We start from the raw sequence: 19,176 nt of genomic DNA on the forward strand, positions 1-19,176 counted from the left end.
AATAAGGAACGGTAGCTAGTGAAAAACAAAAAATCATTTGAGTATTTAACATTAAGCTGTCTAATTATAATTGTGCTTTTAAATTTTATCCCTTCAGGTATAAAATTACAGTATAAAGTTATGATAATAATTCTTGACTTAATATTATGTTCACTCATTTATCTTTTTAGAAAAAAGTTGTAAAAATATATATCATAATACTCTACATAATGATTGCGGTAGGGAATCTAAATATCTACCGCAATCATATACTACAAATATAAGGTGAATATGCAATGAAAAAAAATTGATAATATATTGGAAGACCTGATTGTAATGATTGCAATTTTTTCGAACCATTGTTTTATAGTGTATTAAATAAATATCAATTAAACGCTACATTTAAATATATAAATGTTAAGAAATATAGATCAGAAGATTTAAAAAGATGAGAAATTTAAAGGTATTTATAATTTTAGTCAAACGCCAGTTTTACTTATAATAAAAAATAAGCAAGTAATAGATAAATTAGAATGGTCAAATGAGGGTATTTTAAAAGATGACATAATGAATCTATTATATAGAAATAAATTAATTAGATAACTATGTACACAACTTGTTAGCGCCTCCCCGACGTGAGCCGTCTAAAAAGAGCCGGGAGATAAACCACATAATGTAGTAGGACGAAATCAAACTGGAATTGATATCTCTGATACTTGGTGCATTTATGCGCTCCCACCCATACAAATGATTAATGTTGGGCAAATGTAGATATCCTGACACCTGCTATTGTTATTGACAATCTGTCGATCCTTTTCAGCATAAATTCTATTTGTATTCGTTTGCCATAAAGATAATGTTTTTTATGCCAACGCAGATGTGGCCACACTAAAGTCTTCAAATTGGAGGAGACGGATTTTCTTCTGTTGCATAAACTCCCGGATAAAAGTAGTTCTAGTATCCTCGTTCTCCATATGATTTTCAGAAAATGACTTATATATAAAATAGCAGCATTTAAATAAGGCATTATTTTCTGACCAAGGTAGCATTTTTTAAGGCAGGAAGGAAAACGAACTGACAATTCCCGTTTTCCTTCCTGCCTTCATTATTACTCTGAACTGCTTCTTACAGCCAGCACTGCCCATCATCCAGTTTTTTGATAAAGATTCGTTCAGAATCCTCTTCATCCTTTGCCTGATGATATTTAAACAGCATTTCCCCGTCGTTCAGACTGCCCAGAATCTCAATTTTTCCAGTTTCATGGGATAAAACGTAACGAATACATTTTCCAAGTCCACTCTGCATATTTTTTGCCTGATCTACAATTTCACAGCCCCGTTTTAAAGGTACCTGAAACTGAGACTTCACTCCGGTCACCGGACGGCATTGGAATACGTAATAGGGCACTATGCCGATACGTGTCAGATATTTTAAAAGAGTTCCAAGGGTCATTGGATCATCGTTTACTCCCCTGATTAAAACGGTTTGATTCCGGACAATAATTCCCGCAGCAATTAAACTTCTGACTGCTGCTTTTGATTTCTCAGTAATTTCATTGGGATGATTGAAATGTGTCACCACATAGATTTGTTTTTTTACACTATAAGTGCGCAAGATATTAATTAAATCAGGATCTTCCAGAATCCTGTCCGGAAATGTTACCGGCGTTCTGGTTCCAAAGCGGATACAGTCAAGATGTTCGATTTTGCTCAGGCTGTGCAGATATTTTTTGATTACTTCATCGTCGTTTAAAAAGGCATCTCCACCGGAGATCAAGACATTGCTGATCTGAGAATGTTCCTGTATGTACTGCATCATTTCGTCAAAGTGACTGGCGATTTCTTCATCTGACAGACCCACCAGCCGTTTCCGGAAACAATGCCTGCAATACATGGCACATTGGTTCGTGGATAGAATCAATGCTGTTTCCCTGTATTTATGCTGCATACCTACGATTACGGTATTGCTTGCTTCCCCGCTGGTATCAAAACTCCCTCCCAGATCCGTTTCACGGATATTGGGGATGCACATCTTTCGAATTGGGTCATCCGGATCATCTGCATTGATAAGAGAAAAGTAATACAATGGCACAGACATTGGATAGTGCTCCAGTATTTCCTCCATTTTGATTACTTCTTCCTTTGACAATTTAAGGACCTCTTTTAACTCCTTTGCAGTGGTGATGTTGTTCTTTAACAGTTTCTTCCAATTGTTCATTTTGTGCACCCCCATGTTTAGATTTTTATGTAAACTATTATAACAGACTTTTTGGGATTTTCCTACAAAAAATCCCATTTTTTATCCATTTTTTTTGCATAAAAAGTCTTAACACAATTTTAATGCCCCGGAATTTGTATGATAATCAGCCGTTAAAGGCGTTTTTTGATCTCTTCTGCTTTCTCCAGCAGCTCCTTTTCAGTGACATATTTTGTAAGACATCCCACTCCTTCCACACAGGTTCCGCCTGTTACGTTACCATATATGATGCTGTCTGTTGCACTGCAGTCATGATAAAGCCCATAGATAAAACCTGCCATAAATGCATCACCGGCACCTGTGGAGTCTATTTTATTTACATTTTCCATGGGTGGAATGACCGTGCTTTCCCCGTTTTTCCAGTACAGGCAGCCTGCGCTGTCCAGTTTGATTATAACCTCCGGAAAAAATCTGCCCAGTTCCACCGCTGCTTCTTCTACATTGTCTTTTCCCGTAATTTTTAATGCCTCTTTCTGGTTCGGTGTGAAAAAGTCAGCAAGCTCCAGATACTCTCTGTATTTCTCTATGGAAAGTCCTTCATCCCAGCCCACATCAAATACCAGAACAGCCCCTTCCGCTTTCAGACGTTTATAGGCATCCAGGAATCCTGCGTGCATGTCGATGACTTTTGCTCCCCGCAGCTGTTGGTACGTTTCTTCCTGAATATCGCGTGTGATTTCCACCCGGTCCAGTGCTGACATAAAAGTCCGGTCACCTTCCGTGATCATAACAGATGTTACTGCTACCGGAATGCCGTTTCCACGGTAGAGATTTGCATAGGAGACACCGCAGGCATCCAGCAGCTTTGCTGCATACCCGGAAAATACATCTTCTCCCAGAAAAGTTGCAATCTTAGAAGCAACGCCCAGTCTGGACAGTGTAATCATGGTTGCGGGAACACCACCGCCCAGCTGAATATCCAGGCTTTTTGCATAAACCTCTTCTCCCTCTTTTGGAAGATGTCCCACTCCCAGATACAGTAGATCCAGATTTACATATCCCACACCTGCTGCAAATTCCATATCAGCTCCATCCTTTCATATATGCTTCATTTATTTTCATATATTCATATGCTAACTTCCTTGCAAAGGTATAAGAGTTGACCAGTGGGTGCACCATCAGGCAATCGATCGCTTTTTCAATACTCTTTTCCCTGATTGCCTCGGATGCCAGCCGTTCATACATCTTGACTCTGCGTATCATTTCCATGGGAATGCGCTCCGGTTCAATCTCATGGGGGTAATAATTTCCGTCTTTGATCGTACAGCTGATTTCTACCACGTCGGTATCCTCAAGTCCTTTGATTGCCCCATTATTTGGCACACAGAGAATCATTTCTTTCTCCTCCTGTCCCAGTTCCGATTCAATAAATTTCAGCGCAACACCTGCATATCCGCCGCTGTCCTTTGTATAAATATCAAAATGATAAGGAGGCTTTTTACTGTCTATCCCTGTCTCATTTGCCATATATGCCGCTTCCCTTTTGCCGTACCACTTTTCAAATACCTTCAGGCATTCGTCAAAATTATTTTCGATATCCATCCTGGAAAGCTCTTCCGTCATATGGATATTCACATCCCGGATTACTTCTCCTCTTGTTACTTTTGCATTTAAAATATTCTGAACCGCCTCTTCCCGGTAATAGAAGTAGTAGAGGTATTCATTTAGAATACATCCCACGTGTTCTACCAGTTCCTTATGGAAAAACCGCATTTCTGTATTTTCGTAAATCTCGTCTTTCTGAAGCAGTTCCGGCATAATTTCTTTTCCATCCAGCTTAATGCTTTTAAAAAAGGAAAGATGATTTAAGCCATAGCATTCTCCCGTGATCAGGTCTGTGCTTACACCGTACATCTGTGCAAAGGAATGAAGCAGACTGCTGGGTGCATCGCAGATTCCGTAAGTAAAATCAAATCCCATATCCCGCAGTGTCTGTGACACAACCCCGGCTGGATTTGTAAAATTAAAAATCTTCACCTGGGGACTTGCATATTTTTTCGCCAGCTCACAATACTGAACCAGTGCCGGAATGGAACGCATAGCAAAAGAAAATCCTGCAGCTCCTGTTGTCTCCTGTCCCAGAATTCCAAGTGCCAGTGCCGTCCGCTCATCCTGAATCCGCATTTCATCTTCACCCACACGTATGGTGGTAATGATATAGTCCGCATCTTTGACCGCTTCCACCGGGTCTGATGTCAGAGAAAAGTTTACCGTATCATCAATCCGCCTGGCAACCTGAGCTGCCATTTTTCCATAGATATTTAATTTTCTTTCATTGTTGTCCATAAATACAATCTCTGTAAATCCCAGTTTTTTGGCTTGCTGTACCAGGCTTTTCGCCAGAAACATCGACCGTACACCGCCTCCTCCTATAACCGTAATTTTTTTCGCTCCTGATTTGCTCATCTTCGTATCCTCCATTTTATAATTACTGCCTCTTTTGGCAGGTATTTCTCTGTACAATATCAAAGGGCAGCGTGATATCCATATTTTCTTCTTCTCCATAGAGATTCAAGAACATATTCAGTGATTTGGTTACAAACTGCCGGATGGGCTGATGGATGGTGGTAAGGGGCGGCACTGCCCTTCCCGCTGCTGTGATATCATCAAATCCCAATACCGACACATCCTTTGGAACATCCACACCGCATGCCTTTAGCGCAGCCATTGCCCCCACTGCCATCTCATCGCTGAATGCAAAAATTGCTGTGAATTCCCTTCCTGATTCAACCGCCTGTTTGGCAAGGCGGTACCCCATATCATAGGTCACTGAACCAAACAGCACCATACTACTCTCATCAAAAGGTATATTTTTCTCTTCCATCGCCCGCTTTGCACCGGTCAGGCGCTGAAAGACAGAGCTGATAGACCTGTTGCGGTCAGACAGGAACAAAAGTTTTTCGTGCCCCAATTCCAGCAAATAGCGGGTTCCTTCATATCCAGCCGCAAGATCATTAATATGTACCATTCCCAGGCGCCTGTCAAGAGTTGCGCCGCCGCACATTACGGTCCTGATATTCTTAGATGCAATGTAATTCAGGATATCTTCGCTGATATTTTCATCCAGATAAATAACACCTTCTATATTCATTTCATTAAAATACTGTTTGTAATCGTCTTTTCCCTCTAAGATCGGAATAAAAACCACTCGATAATCGTATCTCGGCATCTGATCCACAATCTCCCGCATCACTTCCGAAAAAAACTCAAGTGGAAACTCCGGGATTAAAACAGCAATTACACCGTAATTGCGATGACGCCTCCCTTTATGTTCATATCCAAGCTGTTCAGCAGCATCTTCAATCTTTCTTGCCAGCTCCGTACTCACCACTTTTCCCCCGCTGAAATATCTGGATACAGTAGCAAGGGAAACACCTGCCTTTTTTGCTACATCTCTTGCTGTGAATGCCATTTATATCCCTCCTTTTGTTTCCTTTTGTTACTTCAAAACTACTTCGAACATGTGTCCTTTAGTTTAATTGTTCTGTTTGCTGTTTCCTTATATAAACAGCTTTTATTCATTTTACTGTTAAATTTATTATATTCCAGTTGAATCAAAAGTCAATCTTGTTTCATTTGTTTCCTATTTGTTTCCCATTTTTCATTCATTACCAATGTCATCCAGTGAAGCACCCCTTTTTAAAAACCCTTTTCATTTTCCGTACTTTCCTATATAATAGCGATAATAATAAAAAAACAGCCCATCACACTCCAATGTCTCATCCTGCTGACAAAATCAGCTTCGCGGCAATGGATGAAAGGAACACCTCATGACCAAAATAAGTATTACACAGACCCCTTCTTATGACCAGCCTCTCGTAAATAAAGCGGTACAGGAACATCTGGAACGTTTTAACCTTCTTGCCAAACTCTCACCGGATACCAAAGTACTGATAAAACCAAACCTTCTAATGAAAAGGACTCCCGGCGAATTTACCACTACTCATCCCTCCATCGTAGAAGCCGTTATTATATGGCTGAGAGCGAATGGTATCACGAAAATTACAGTGGCTGACAGCCCTGGCGGACCCTATACGGTTTCCGCCTTAAAAGGAATCTATCACGCATCCGGCATGGCTGATGTATGCCAACGGCATAACGTTACCCTGAATATGGATACTTCTTCCCGGAATTTAGACAACAAAAAAGGAAAACTGGTAAAACAGTTTCCCATAATTACACCTGTCTGCGATGCAGACTTTATTATTGATATCTGTAAACTAAAAACCCACGCAATGACCGGTTTAAGCGGAGCTGTCAAAAATTTGTTTGGTACAATTCCCGGACTTACAAAGCCCGGCTTTCATGCCAGATTCCCGGAAAAGGCCCCTTTTTGTTCCATGCTGGTGGATCTCTGTGAAACCATCCGCCCCGGCTTTGTTCTGGTGGATGCCATACAGGCAATGGAAGGAAACGGTCCCTCCGGCGGCACTTTGAGAGAAACGGGACTTATTCTGGCATCCGACAATCCCTATGAACTGGACTACTGCCTGTGTAAAATCATCGGTGTTGCCCCGGAAAGCATACTTACCGTAAAGGAATCCATTTCCCGGGGACTGTGCAGCGGTGATTTTGACCGGCTTAACCTGATAGGTGCGCTGCCCAATCTGAAACCTTTTCGGGTTCCCAGGGAGTCATCCCTGGATTTTACAACGTTTTTACCTCCGATGATCCGCCGTCCGGTCCGTTCTTTCGTATTCCATTACCTTTCAGCCAAACCGGTAATCTTAATTGCCAAGTGCATTGGCTGCGGCAAATGTGCGGAAAGCTGCCCCCAAAAGACGATTCAGATTAAATCAAAGAAAGCAAAAATCCAATACCGGAATTGTATCCGCTGTTACTGCTGCCATGAAATGTGCCCGGTAAAAGCTATTGATATACGCAAGGGGTTTATACGATAGGATATAGCAATAGAATTTTATAGGATAGGATTAGGATTTTACTGCTGTATCGCCTTTTCATACTTTTGCAGATCTGCATTCCAGTCTGCATACGCAGGATCCTCCCGTCTGTCCGGTAACGTATAATTTTCCTTCATATATTTTCCCAGATAAGCGGTAACCTTGCGGGCACCGTTGTAGTTCATGTGATCACCCTTGTCCCTTGTATCGGATATCCAGTCCACCTGATACTCCTTTCCCGGCTTGTTCAGGTCCAGGAAGGGGATTTTATTTTCCTTGGCATACTGGGCGACTGTACGATGCCTCTTAAAATTCCAGGAATTTGCAGAAGGAACTTCTACAAATAAAAGTTCAATTCCTTTCTCTCTGCACAGGGCAACAATCTTATCCAGATAATACCGGGGAATGGGATCTATTGTTGTGATTTTCTTACGTTTGCGCATATAACGTTTGCCAAGATACGCATCCACGTGATCGGTATATCGGAAACCCTTCCAGAAATTATCAAACGTATACTTTACTTTTCCCGTGAAATCCTCAGCCTTTAACATTTTCCATCGGTTATGGTATTGGAACACCGGGAATTTATCTGCCAGACCTGCAAAAATTACCTTTTCCCGTTCCTTTGCCGGACTTGCATTCTGAAAAATTTCGTCGGTTTCATATACAACTACCCTGGGCGTCTGGTGTTCCAGTACAGATTTCAGCAGATAATATGCCTCATACACACGCTGTCCCGGCTCTCCACAGACATAAGATGCAAGCCCATAATCCTTCCACAACTGCATGGGTGTGTAAGCTGCATATATATCGCTGTTGCCGATTGCTATTACATCCAGGGAATTCTCCTTTTCCGTAAAAACTGCCCGTGTCTCCGGTTCCTTGATTCCGCTGGCAGGGGTATTATCCTTTGGCTTCACGACCTGGGACGCACCGGTGAGCAGCACCACCGCAATTCCCAGAAATACAGCCAGTTTCAGCAGGAAAAGAAGACCGCATTTCGGTAGTGTCTGTTTATTAATGTCCATTTTGTTTCCTCCTGCTGCTAGAGCATGATTAAAATGCTCTATTTCTATTTAAATTAGTAAAAGTAATTATGTTCTATGCTTCTTTAAAACTGGGCATAGATAAAGTCAACCGGAATATACCCCATTCCGTAAGCCCCCAGCAGAAGCACCGAAAAGGCGGCTGCATAATAGATTGCAAACCGGACTGCTATGTGCCTTCTGGAAATCCATTCTCTGATATGTACTCCTTTTTCCTGGGCAATACTTACAGCAAACACTACTAAAATTCCAAAACCCACTGCTGCATAATCCATCTTATCCATTCCCAGATTCAGCAAGACCCCCTCTCTTAAGGGTGCCAGGGAAAATCCCCGGAACATGGATAGGAACATTTTAATCCCTACCTTCAAACTCACTGCCCGGAAGAACAGCATTCCAATATTAACCAATAAGAATGTTCTTAAAATCTGCCAAAATTGAAATCCCCGGCTTTTCCGATTTAGATGCATATAGGTACAAAGCTTCTGAAACAGAGGTTCCGCCAGCATCCCCAGCATAATAATCATAAAATAATACATGCCGTAAAATACATATTTCCAGCTGGAACCATGCCAAAATCCGTTGCACAGCCACACTGGAAACAGAGCACAGGCAGGAGGCAGCAGCTTGGCAAGATGTGGAGTAAGATGCTTCCTGCCCCATTTACCCAGCCGCATCACCCGTTTGGACAAAGATACCGAATAGAAAATGTAATCCCGGAACCAGGCTCCAAGTGTAATATGCCATCTCCTCCAAAATTCAGATACATTTTTAGAAAAAAACGGCCTTTCAAAATTTTCCGGCAGCCGAACGCCAAAAAGCTGGGCACTGCCGATTACCATATCCATACACCCGGAAAATTCACAATAGATTTGTATCGTGTAACACAGAACTGCTGTGGCAATTGTAAGCCCGGTATAATCGGGATAGGCAGTAAAAACAGTATTTACCAGTAGATTCAGCCGGTCTGCAATTACAATTTTTTTAAATAGCCCCCATACGATCCGCTGTACACCAAATGATATATTTTTCGGCTGAAAGGAATGCCCTTTCAGAAGTTCGTCTGACATTTGGTCATAGCGGACAATAGGCCCTTCCACGATCTGCCCAAAAAAGCTCAGAAAAAGCGCCAGATGACCCAGATTTTTATCTGCTCTGTATTTGCCCCGGTATACATCAATGATATAACCAATAGCCGACAGGGTATAAAAGGAGATTCCAAGCGGTAGAAGAACCCGCAGTTCTGTCATTCTTTCTTCTATATGTAACCCCTGCAGGATATGATTCACATTTAATGCAAAAAAATTATAATATTTTAGAAATGCCAGAATACCCAGGTTGAACAAAATGGCACACGCAGCAGCCAGACGTTTCCTTTTCTGTAACTGCAAGCGCCAAACCTCCTGTTCAGCCTGTCCTGCATCCGCTATTTTATCCTGGTATTCGTCCTGCAATATGGTGAGTATCATGCCTGTACCATATACAACCACCGTAGACAGCATTAGAAAACCCATTAATTTTGCACTGGACAGATAGTAAAACAGATAACTGGCTGCCAATAAAACAGTCCATCTGATTTTTTTGGGAAACATATAATAAAGAATACCGGTCCCAGTCAGAAACAGCAGCATGTATGTATAGGTGTTGTAAGCCATAGAATCCCCTCACTACACCCTTGCTGGATGATATGAAGAGATAAATGCATAAATATTATCAACAGAGCGGAAGTTATCCGGGGAAATGTCTGCCGGAGTTATATCTATCTGGTAAATATCACTGATTTCAGACACCAGCTGAATCATTTCAAAGGAATCTATTATATGATCCTCAATCAGATTTTTTTCTTTTCTAAAATCCACTCCGGGTTTTATCTTTTCCAGTATTTTTAGTATTTCATCCATTGTACATGCCTCCTAATTTTTTATAATTTCTCTGCAGCCACTTCCGGTCAATCTTTCCATTCGTGTTTACCGGCATCTTCTCAGTCAAAATATATCGTCCTGGATACATATAGGAAGGAACTTTATTTTTTATTTTTTTGATTATCATGTTCTGGTCCACATTTTTTCCTTTATAAACCAGTACTATTTTCTTTTCACATTCGTCATAGATGCATACGCAGTTGTCGATATGTTCCAGGGAGCCTGCCGCAGCTTCAATTTCTCCAAGTTCTATGCGGCACCCCATGTGTTTAATCTGAAAATCTTTGCGGGATACATACATCAATTCTCCCAGTTCATTATATTTAACAATATCCCCTGTTTTGTAAATCAGCTCGGGGTAACTGCTATTACACGGGTTCTGCACAAATACGCTGTTTGTTTTTTCAGGGCTGCGGTAATAACCTTTTGCCAGAAAAGGTCCTCTGACGCAAAGTTCTCCTTCCTCACCATAAGGCACTTTTTCTCCTTTTTCGTTCAGAATCAGGATATCACAGTTATTACATGCCTTGCCAATGGGCAGCACTTCCTCGTCATCAAAATCCCGGTCTATCATATAATACGTACAGATATCGGTTATTTCCGTAGGTCCGTACAAATTGGCATATAACAAATCCGGCATGTGCGCCCTCCAGATATTTAACTGCTTCATAGGCATTACTTCTCCTGCAAAGAGCACCTTCTTTAAATCCGGCAGCTGCATATAATCCAGTGCTTTCCAGTTTGCCACAAGGCAAAGGGCAGATGGTACCCAGTAAATGGTATTTACCTTTCTGTCTCTTAAATATTCCAGCAGCTGCATGGGAAACGAAAAAAGTTTACGCGGTATAATCTGCATGGCTGCACCGCTTCTGATCGTACTGAATATATCCAGCACTGACATACTAAAATAAAAAGGCGTCTGACTGCCGAAAACGGTGTCCTGGTTGATTCCAAAAGTCTCCACTACCCAATCTGTATAGGCAATCACGCTGTCGTGGCTTACCACCACACCCTTTGGCTCACCGGTAGATCCTGATGTATAGAGCACATACAACGGGTCCGTTTCGATCATAGCCCTTCTGATGTCTTTTAACAGCCAGCTGCTTTCTTCCTGTTCCACCGCCGTTTCATAAATGATAACAGCTCCCTGGGGTAAAAGTTCTCTGGCTGCTTCTTCATGCTCCCTGTCCGTTAATATGGCAAAGGGTTGCAGGTTCTCTAAAATCACCTTTAGCCTGTCCTTTGGCATCTGAATATCCATCATAGTATAAAAATTCCCACTGTACGCAACTCCCAGAAGTGCTTCCATGCTCTTAACACTTCTATCCAGATAAATTGCCACAGGCGCATTCCGAAGATGGGAGTTGCCAAGACAACTCCCAATTCTCCTTGCCCGGTCTTTTAATTCGCTGTAAGAAATGCTTCTGTCTTCATCTGCAAAAACTTCTTTTGCAAAATACTTTTCCACTGACGCCTCAAAAAGCTGTAATATATTTTTTTCTCTCACAAATAATTCTCCTATTTCATCAGTTCACTGCTTTGTGTGTTTCCTGTTCCGGCATCCGTCTGCATCTCTGCCTGTCCGTTTTCATTACGCTCAGACATGCCGCCCGCTACGGACTCACTCTGCATATCATTTTTTTGGCTTCCGCCGGTCTGCTTATCATTGGACTCCTTACCGCTTGTCTGCATCTCACTTTTCTGACTTCCAGCCTGCTTCTCACTGACCTGAGTTTCTTTTTGTCTGGATCCGCTTTCTCTGGTCACGATTGAAGATTCCGTTTTAGAAGTACTTTCGTTAGACTTTGGCTTTGCTCCACACGCCGCCATGGTAATAGATAATGCTCCTAACGCAGCGATTATTGTTCCTTTTATAAGTATTTTTCTCATATTATTCGTCCTCACTTTCCGGTGCAAATCAGAGCGTGCCTTAAAATTATTTTGCCTGACACTCATCTGTGGGATACGCCATGTAATTCCAGGGGGTGTAGTGGGGCTTTGTTTCGGAAATATACGGCTGCACCCGGCAGATGTGGGGCGGTCAGACAGGATTTTCATTTTCGGACACGCTCAGCTGCATGCCTAACCATTTGTATTTAACTACAAAATTTATCATAACACCTAATTCTTAACCAATCCTTAAAGGTTCATGATGAAATCTAAACAACAATTTTAAATTGTAATTTGATCCGATACAAATCCCCGGTTTCCGCTACTTCACAGCTTCCTTCCATCTTATCCATCAGTCCCTTAATGTTACGGATTCCAATCCCGGTACTCTCTACCTTTTCTATTTTCTTTAACTTGTGGTTAGAAAATAATAGGAATACCTGTTCTTTTTCATACATAGTAGAAATCACAATTTCTTCCCTGGAATCTGCATACTTGATTATATTAGAGACAATATTATTCATGATCCTGAGTACATAATCTATAGAAACTTCTACTTTAACCTCACGGAACTCGATATTCTGGTTTACCCGGAAACCACGTTTTTGCAGAGACAAAACCATTTCTGACATGATATCGTAAAAAATATCCTGAAAAGACTGGGGGGCCATAAGTTCAATTTCCTCTTCTCTTAAAATCAGGAAAAATTCAAACATATTGTCCGACAGGTTCTTGATCTGATTTGCCTTTTCATCAATTTTATTTATGTAATCCTCCATCTGTTCCGTGCCATGATACTTCCTGCTCTTTAAAATCTGTGTGTAGAGAAGAAGGGTGGTAAGAGGTGTGCGCAGATCGTGAGACATCTCCGTGACCAGCTCTTTATTTGCTTTTGCCAATTTTTCATCCCTTTCCACCCGCAGTTTAAAGGATTTCCTCATTTCATCCAGACCATGTGCCAGAGCAGAGAGCTCATCATTTCCTTTCAGAGTAATGGGACAGTCAAGCTGCCCGCCTTCCAGAATCTCCACCTCCTGCTCCAGCTTTCCAATATAATCAACTGTTCTCTTTATTCCAAGCATAACAATCCCAATAAATACAAGGCAGGAAAGAAGAATTTCTGCAATAGTTGCACAGTTAAAAATCCGATAATCATAAAATCCGTCCAGAAAAACATCTGCCTGGGCATCTGCAAATTTCATGGGATAATACGCCTGCCAGCCGTAATATTCCGCCTCCACATCATTTTCAGCAATGCTATCATTATCAGGATAGTAGGAATCATAGATCAGCACCGAATCCTTATAAATGCTGATATGCACTACATCCTGATCTCTGACCCATTTTGTGATCTGCCCTGTATCAGATGTGGATATATTATTCTTCAGTATGTAATCCTGAAATTTCTGGGCATATTTAGACTCCGTCTTTTCCGCATAATCTGACGTTTCAAAATAATTATTCAGTTTTCGATCCACTGTCGTATGCAGAAAATAGTACAGGCCTCCGCTTATAATAAATGCAAAGATCATCAGCTGAATCAGCTTTCTTCTCAGTCCCCTTTTCTGAAACTTCATCTTTTTATCCAAACCGATACCCCCTGCCCCATACTGTGCGAATGCACTTCGGCTCCTGCGGATCATCCTCAATTTTCAGCCGCAGTTTACGGATATGTACCATAACCGTACCATTTGAAACATAAAAATACGGTTCATTCCACACACTTTCGTAAATATTCTGTATAGTAAATATTCTCTTTGGATGTTTCATTAAAAGAAGCAATATCTTATATTCAATGTCTGTTAACGCCAGTTCTTTATCCCCTTTCCAAACCTCATTATAATTTTCATTAATACGAATTCCCATGCCGTTTACATAGCGGTCTTCGTTCACCTCTTCTTCTTTTCCCTTATAGACACAATATCTTCTTACCAGCGCCTTTACTCTCGCCAATAGTTCCGAATAAGAAAACGGCTTGGATAAATAATCGTCGCCCCCTGCCATCAGACCCATTAATTTATCCGAATCCTGGGATTTAGCAGTCAGAAAAAGAACCGGTACATTAGATACTTTTCGAATCTCTTCACAGGTTCGAAATCCTGAGATCCCAGGCATCATAACATCCAGAATAACCAGATCCGTATCGCTGTCCAGGAGTTTCAGCCCCTCGGTCCCATTCCCGGCCTCGGTCACGGAGTAGTCCTCTCCTTCTAAAAGAATCCTGACACCTTCCCTTATCTCTGCGTTATCTTCGATCATTAAAATATTCATTGCCATACCTCCCGGAATTTTTATTTAGAAAACCCATAATTTCATCAATAGATCATGATAGAAATTATGGGTCTCTTTATATTTTATGATATACTTCTAAGTTTAAGTTTGAAAGCGCAGTACAGCTTCACTTCCAATGGCACACATTTATATCACAATTAGACATGTTATTAGTATAACATCTTTTGCAGGATAAACATTTAGCCGGGATGAATTTTTTTTTATTATTCTCTTAATTTATGCTTGCGATAAAAGGTGTGACGTATTATTCCCATAAAGGGTCACAGAACTCAGGTTCATTAATCAGACCCAGCGGAGGAAGTACCGTAAGAGCGGACCAGTCATCCCCTGCCGCATATACAGGAGTAGTTCCAATTTCGATGCATATATGATTTTTCCCTTTTTTAAGCAGGAGTTCCTGATAATAAGGCGGGCCAATTTTTCTGCCCGATACTATACCATTTACAAAAATCTCCATGCCATTCACAGCATTTGATATTCTCAGGCACTCCCTCTTATCCTGGTTCAAATACACCTCTGTCTCATATCGAAGATATCCGTTGAACTTTTTCTCTGCTGCCCAGTCAGTCAGATCCTGAAAAACCTGACCTCCATCATATAGTTCTATGAAATCAGGATCATCACCTATATCGGCATATGATAATTTCCATTCACCCCCTAATTTTCTGCCGGACTGTTCATAAGGAACATAATAAGGCAGATTTTCCTTCTCTTCTTTTATGATGTAAACTGCCGCTTCTCCAGGTTCCAGCTGTAGTCTCGTATATATAATACCATCCATCTGCTTAAATGGAATTCTGTACAGTTGATTATCATATGCATGGTAGCGGTAACAATACTGTACTTGACTGGTTTCTATGTTTATCTTTATTTCAGAGTTAATTGTCTCCCCTGTGCTCTCATTAAAACAATATAATGCCGTTCCCCGGTCATATTGATACCGGTAGGTTCTTAAATCAGGTAAGTTTACATCCGTGTGAACGGAAAAACCTGTCTTTTCTTCTATTGCAGATGCCAGATTGTATAAGGATACCACCTCTGCGCCCAAAAGCCGGGGGCGTATATCCAAGTCCGCTTCTTCACATATCCCCTCAGGCAGGCCATCTATAAAATAAACAGGAATCTCTGCTTTCAGCAGTGATTTCACTGTATCCACTGCCTTTGCCGGCAGATATTGGCTATAGGGAATTACCAGTACCTGATAGCTCTGCGGTCCGATCTTAAATGATCTGTCGTTTGCTATTATATGATGATTGATTAATTCATCTGCGCTTATAATGTCACAATCAATCTGATTCTCCAGCAGTTTCCGGACCGGCTTCTGAAACAGCATTGCTTTACCAGCCCATTCCGCATCTGCATGATATAAGACTGCTGCCTGTGATACATATCTGCCTTCTGAAAACAGATGGGATAAACGATTCATATACTTCATCAAATCTCCAAAATAAACATATTGGGGCTGTCTCCCTCCTGCATAAAAATGAGGCGGGCAGTCTGCATCCGGAAAGTTTTTGGGTGAAAATGCATGCGGAACAAAGTGATTAATCCCCCGGCTCAACATATGGTCAGCCAGCCACTTCATCAGCGTGATGCCTTCCTGCCAGCCAAAGGCACCAAAGATTTCACACATAGCATTTCCTTTTTTCTTTTCATCAATATGTGCCAGAGAGCTTCCCATTTTTCCCAGTCCATAATGAAAAAATTCTCCATCCCTGTCTGAGGCAACCCACTGGTGAACCGTCTGGTACATTCCAGGCATCACCTGGAGCAGAACCACATCTATTCCGGACATTCCCATCTGGGATAAACTTCGAAAATAATGCCCGGTACTGCAGCCAAGCCTTCCATGAGAATTATCATCCTCAATAATATGCCCCACATGCATTACTCCATGATCCTTGCACCACTGCCCTATCTGATCGGAAAATGATATCTTTAACTGAGTGGTGACCTCATCCATATATTCATACCTTACGTGACCGGTCATATCCCCGCAGCGATACCACATAGCCGGCAGATTTCTTGCAAAATGCTCTCCCCATCTGTCTATCAGCCGTGTTTCCAATTCCTCACTCCAAGGAATAAACTTCATATCTTTTCCAAGCCGAGCCTGAAAATCATATCCGGCAAGATTTGCAAATTCCGGCTCGTCCGAGAAGAATCCGGTAAATGTCTTGCCGAAATCATCTCCATAGCGTTCAAAATGAGGCTGATAAACACGGTCTATCAGAAGTTTTACAGACCGGGAATTAATGATGTTAAAATAGTCCAGCTTTCCATCTCCCTGATGGGTAGTATAAAATACCATAATTCTCCATAATCCATCCGGCACATCGAACCGCAGCCATCCATTTTTAACCTGTCCGGTAAGGTCCATCCAGATCTCAGGCTCTATATCTGTGTTACCACCGCTGCTTCGTTTACAAGCTGTAACCCGTACCAATCTGCTGTCCGGTCTCAGTATCGGCTGAATTAACATAGAACCATTTGCCAGAGGTCCAATTGTGTCGGTACACCATACCGTCAGAAATTCATTTGCCAGTTCATGACTACCTTCCGTAAATATTCCATTGGCATGCCCGGTGGGAAACCGGTCATCATCCAATAGCCAGACCTTCATGCCATGGGATCTGGTGTAGTTCATAACCACATCCATGTCTTCCCACCACTTTTTTCCTCCGAAGTCCGGATGGGGCCTGGCCTCTATACATACGGCTCCTATATTTGCTTTTCTGATCCTGTCCAGCTCCCGTATAAGTATATTATGCGGCTCCCCATGCATCCAGAGAAATGGATAAATGTAATTCCCTTCTTTGTGATTCCTGATTTGATCTAATCTATCCATCATTTCACCTCCATCATCATACTCGTATGGGAATCTCTTTCATATATTGCAACAGCATATGGCGGCAGCTTTCCAGACAGGAAATCACTGCACCAGACAGATGGTTTCCATTCATCTGATACCTGTATGGGCTGCCACCCAGCCGTATGGTTTAAGACAAATAAATAGTCTTTTTCTCTGCCGTCCCTTACCCTCATTTCTACTCCATCCGGTGAACTTCCCACTGCTTCCAGGCTACACTCCTTTATGATTTTATCCACAATCATATCCAGCGTTCTGTCATCCGGCTCCGTTGCTACATAATATGCCTTTCCTCTGCCATAGGAATTGACCGTTACCGCCGGGGTATCTCTGTAAAACTCACTCCGGTAAAACGCCAGGGGCTCTGCCCCATTTGTTTCCAACACGTCACACCACTTTTTTGCATGACCCAGGGTCTTATCCAAAATCCATTCTGTCTCTGCCTCTACGCCAAGCAGGCAGTCGTACTCCAGTACTGTAATTCCAAGCACATCCTTTAATCCGCCTGGAAGTGCCTGTGTTCCCCCGCATACATTATTTCGGTTTTTCACCCCGGTGCGCATTGTTAAAACCAGATGCCCGCCATTTTTTACATAGGTTCTGAACTTTTCTTCCAATACAGAATCCATCAGAAACTGTAAGGGAGCAATTACCACCTTATAATCTTCCATGTTCTCTTTTTCGCTGATAAAATCCAGCGGAACATTATTTTGGTAAAAAGCACGATAATATTTCTTAACCTGATCCACATAATTCAGCTCTGGATGGTGGGGCTGAATCTGAAAAGCCCAGTCCTGATCATAGGAAAACAGAATTGCAGCTTTGGGTTTAACGGTTATCTCGCTGATATCTCTCATCACCGGCAGCAGTCCCCCGATCGTCTCCTGAATCTCAAAATATCTTCGCTCCGGAATCCCATTGTGGGGCAGAATTCCATGCCAAAACTGCTCCGCTCCAAACAGACAGGTCCTCCATCTGAAATACACAATCGTATCCGCTCCATGCGCAACACAATGGCTGGTCCAAAGCTTCAACTGTCCGGGTCTTGGCATTCTTCCAACCAATGCACCTCCGGTAGGACCGGATTCCAGTTCCATCATCCAAAAGTTTTTCTTTTTCACGCTTCTTATAAAATCCAGACACGCAGAAATTTCAAAGTCAGGCTGGCCTGGCGGGTCAAAGTAATAACCTGTAGGATATTGGTCATTTGATGCAAAGTCCAGTTCTGCTGCCAGTTCAAAATAGTCTGTCTTGTCATAAAGCCCCATCAGATTATGGGTAATCTGCTGATGGGGGCATATTTCTCTTATGATGTTTACCTGAAAGTTCTGAAAATCAACGATCAGATGTGAACAAAAACGCTTCCAGTCCAGCAGCAGAGACGGACTGTGCACCGTAGGCGTAGTCCTGGGCACCGGAATCTGCCCAAAATGGGTGTAGTTCTGACTCCAGAACACAGTTCCCCACTCCTGATTCAGCCGTTCCACAGATCCATACTTCTTCTGGAGAAATCTGTGAAAAGCTTCCTTACAGGAATCACACATACAAAGCTTCTCATGGCTGTTGCCCAGTTCATTATCAATCTGCCAGCCAATTACATTGGTGTTATTCTTATAGTGCTCTGCCATTGCTGTTACAAGCCGCCTGATGTGCTCCCGGTAAACCGGGCTGCTCTGACAGTCATGATGCCGTCCTCCAAATCCCTTCACTTCACCTGCTTCATCTACCGGCAATATCTGCGGGTCACCCTCTATGATCCATGCAGGAGGTGCCGCGGTAGGCGTACCGATTACACTTTTTATTCCATACCCCGCCAACAGGTTCACCGCATTATCCAGCCACTCAAAATGAAACTCTCCCTTTTTAGGTTCAAATTTTGCCCAGGAAAATTCCCCCATACGTACTACCTGTATTCCCAGTTTCTCCATAAGTTGTGCATCTGTCTCCAGACGGTCCCAGGGCCAATGCTCCGGGTAATAATCAACACCAAAATAAACAGACATCCTATACCTCCTCCATAC

At 42.2% G+C, this 19,176-nt stretch carries 14 protein-coding genes; 1 reads left to right on the plus strand and 13 read right to left on the minus strand.

What is annotated here, in order from left to right; genetic code table 11:
* Positions 1-1,104: 1,104 nt before the first annotated feature.
* The 4 genes from ACH2DQ_RS09875 to ACH2DQ_RS09890 all read right to left on the minus strand — a co-directional run bounded on the left by ACH2DQ_RS09875 (position 1,105) and on the right by ACH2DQ_RS09890 (position 5,647).
* Positions 1,105-2,196, minus strand: a complete 1,092-nt coding sequence (locus ACH2DQ_RS09875) for a KamA family radical SAM protein (RefSeq protein ID WP_394910898.1) — start codon at positions 2,194-2,196, stop codon at positions 1,105-1,107.
* Between the two features lie 152 nt (positions 2,197-2,348).
* Positions 2,349-3,257 (minus strand): carbohydrate kinase family protein, encoded by a 909-nt coding sequence (locus ACH2DQ_RS09880; protein WP_394910897.1) that lies wholly within the window; start codon positions 3,255-3,257, stop codon positions 2,349-2,351.
* A gap of 1 nt (position 3,258) precedes the next feature.
* Positions 3,259-4,641, minus strand: coding sequence for a 6-phospho-beta-glucosidase (locus ACH2DQ_RS09885; protein ID WP_394910896.1), 1,383 nt, complete (start codon positions 4,639-4,641; stop codon positions 3,259-3,261).
* Positions 4,642-4,663: 22 nt separating this feature from the next.
* Entirely contained in the window at positions 4,664-5,647 is a 984-nt protein-coding gene (locus tag ACH2DQ_RS09890; RefSeq protein ID WP_394910895.1) for a LacI family DNA-binding transcriptional regulator, read from the minus strand.
* 358 nt (positions 5,648-6,005) lie between these two features.
* Between ACH2DQ_RS09890 and ACH2DQ_RS09895 the strand changes: the two genes are divergently transcribed.
* Positions 6,006-7,136 (plus strand): DUF362 domain-containing protein, encoded by a 1,131-nt coding sequence (locus tag ACH2DQ_RS09895; protein ID WP_394910894.1) that lies wholly within the window; start codon positions 6,006-6,008, stop codon positions 7,134-7,136.
* Between the two features lie 38 nt (positions 7,137-7,174).
* Here ACH2DQ_RS09895 and ACH2DQ_RS09900 read toward each other — a convergent pair whose 3' ends face one another.
* The 9 genes from ACH2DQ_RS09900 to ACH2DQ_RS09940 all read right to left on the minus strand — a co-directional run bounded on the left by ACH2DQ_RS09900 (position 7,175) and on the right by ACH2DQ_RS09940 (position 19,158).
* A complete protein-coding gene (locus tag ACH2DQ_RS09900; protein ID WP_394910893.1) occupies positions 7,175-8,164 on the minus strand; it encodes a hypothetical protein in 990 nt (329 codons plus the stop codon).
* Positions 8,165-8,247: 83 nt separating this feature from the next.
* Positions 8,248-9,837, minus strand: a complete 1,590-nt coding sequence (locus tag ACH2DQ_RS09905) for an MBOAT family O-acyltransferase (protein WP_394910892.1) — start codon at positions 9,835-9,837, stop codon at positions 8,248-8,250.
* Positions 9,838-9,849: 12 nt separating this feature from the next.
* Complete coding sequence (locus tag ACH2DQ_RS09910) at positions 9,850-10,083, minus strand: acyl carrier protein (protein WP_394910891.1); 234 nt, start codon at positions 10,081-10,083, stop codon at positions 9,850-9,852.
* Complete coding sequence (locus ACH2DQ_RS09915) at positions 10,076-11,611, minus strand: amino acid adenylation domain-containing protein (RefSeq protein ID WP_394910890.1); 1,536 nt, start codon at positions 11,609-11,611, stop codon at positions 10,076-10,078. The genes ACH2DQ_RS09910 and ACH2DQ_RS09915 overlap by 8 nt, the downstream gene beginning before the upstream one ends.
* Positions 11,612-11,622: 11 nt before the next feature.
* The gene (locus ACH2DQ_RS09920; RefSeq protein ID WP_394910889.1) at positions 11,623-11,994 is read right to left on the minus strand and encodes a hypothetical protein; all 372 of its coding nucleotides are present in this window, start codon (positions 11,992-11,994) and stop codon (positions 11,623-11,625) included.
* A 269-nt stretch (positions 11,995-12,263) separates the two neighbouring features.
* A complete protein-coding gene (locus ACH2DQ_RS09925) occupies positions 12,264-13,583 on the minus strand; it encodes a histidine kinase dimerization/phospho-acceptor domain-containing protein (protein WP_395026599.1) in 1,320 nt (439 codons plus the stop codon).
* A complete protein-coding gene (locus ACH2DQ_RS09930) occupies positions 13,576-14,271 on the minus strand; it encodes a response regulator transcription factor (protein WP_394910887.1) in 696 nt (231 codons plus the stop codon). Before ACH2DQ_RS09930 ends, ACH2DQ_RS09925 begins: the two co-directional genes overlap by 8 nt.
* A gap of 259 nt (positions 14,272-14,530) precedes the next feature.
* A complete protein-coding gene (locus ACH2DQ_RS09935; protein ID WP_394910886.1) occupies positions 14,531-17,137 on the minus strand; it encodes a glycosyl hydrolase in 2,607 nt (868 codons plus the stop codon).
* Positions 17,134-19,158 (minus strand): beta-galactosidase, encoded by a 2,025-nt coding sequence (locus ACH2DQ_RS09940; protein WP_394910885.1) that lies wholly within the window; start codon positions 19,156-19,158, stop codon positions 17,134-17,136. Before ACH2DQ_RS09940 ends, ACH2DQ_RS09935 begins: the two co-directional genes overlap by 4 nt.
* Positions 19,159-19,176 lie beyond the last annotated feature (18 nt).

The sequence above is a fragment of the Robinsoniella sp. genome (genome assembly GCF_034124845.1).

Coding starts and splice junctions, on each gene's coding strand:
- ACH2DQ_RS09900 (WP_394910893.1), bottom strand. CDS start 8,164: ATGGACATTAATAAACAGACACTACCGAAATGCGGTCTTCTTTTCCTG.
- ACH2DQ_RS09910 (WP_394910891.1), bottom strand. CDS start 10,083: ATGGATGAAATACTAAAAATACTGGAAAAGATAAAACCCGGAGTGGAT.
- ACH2DQ_RS09935 (WP_394910886.1), bottom strand. CDS start 17,137: ATGATGGATAGATTAGATCAAATCAGGAATCACAAAGAAGGGAATTAC.
- ACH2DQ_RS09895 (WP_394910894.1), top strand. CDS start 6,006: ATGACCAAAATAAGTATTACACAGACCCCTTCTTATGACCAGCCTCTC.
- ACH2DQ_RS09890 (WP_394910895.1), bottom strand. CDS start 5,647: ATGGCATTCACAGCAAGAGATGTAGCAAAAAAGGCAGGTGTTTCCCTT.
- ACH2DQ_RS09880 (WP_394910897.1), bottom strand. CDS start 3,257: ATGGAATTTGCAGCAGGTGTGGGATATGTAAATCTGGATCTACTGTAT.
- ACH2DQ_RS09885 (WP_394910896.1), bottom strand. CDS start 4,641: ATGAGCAAATCAGGAGCGAAAAAAATTACGGTTATAGGAGGAGGCGGT.
- ACH2DQ_RS09920 (WP_394910889.1), bottom strand. CDS start 11,994: ATGAGAAAAATACTTATAAAAGGAACAATAATCGCTGCGTTAGGAGCA.
- ACH2DQ_RS09905 (WP_394910892.1), bottom strand. CDS start 9,837: ATGGCTTACAACACCTATACATACATGCTGCTGTTTCTGACTGGGACC.
- ACH2DQ_RS09875 (WP_394910898.1), bottom strand. CDS start 2,196: ATGAACAATTGGAAGAAACTGTTAAAGAACAACATCACCACTGCAAAG.
- ACH2DQ_RS09930 (WP_394910887.1), bottom strand. CDS start 14,271: ATGGCAATGAATATTTTAATGATCGAAGATAACGCAGAGATAAGGGAA.
- ACH2DQ_RS09940 (WP_394910885.1), bottom strand. CDS start 19,158: ATGTCTGTTTATTTTGGTGTTGATTATTACCCGGAGCATTGGCCCTGG.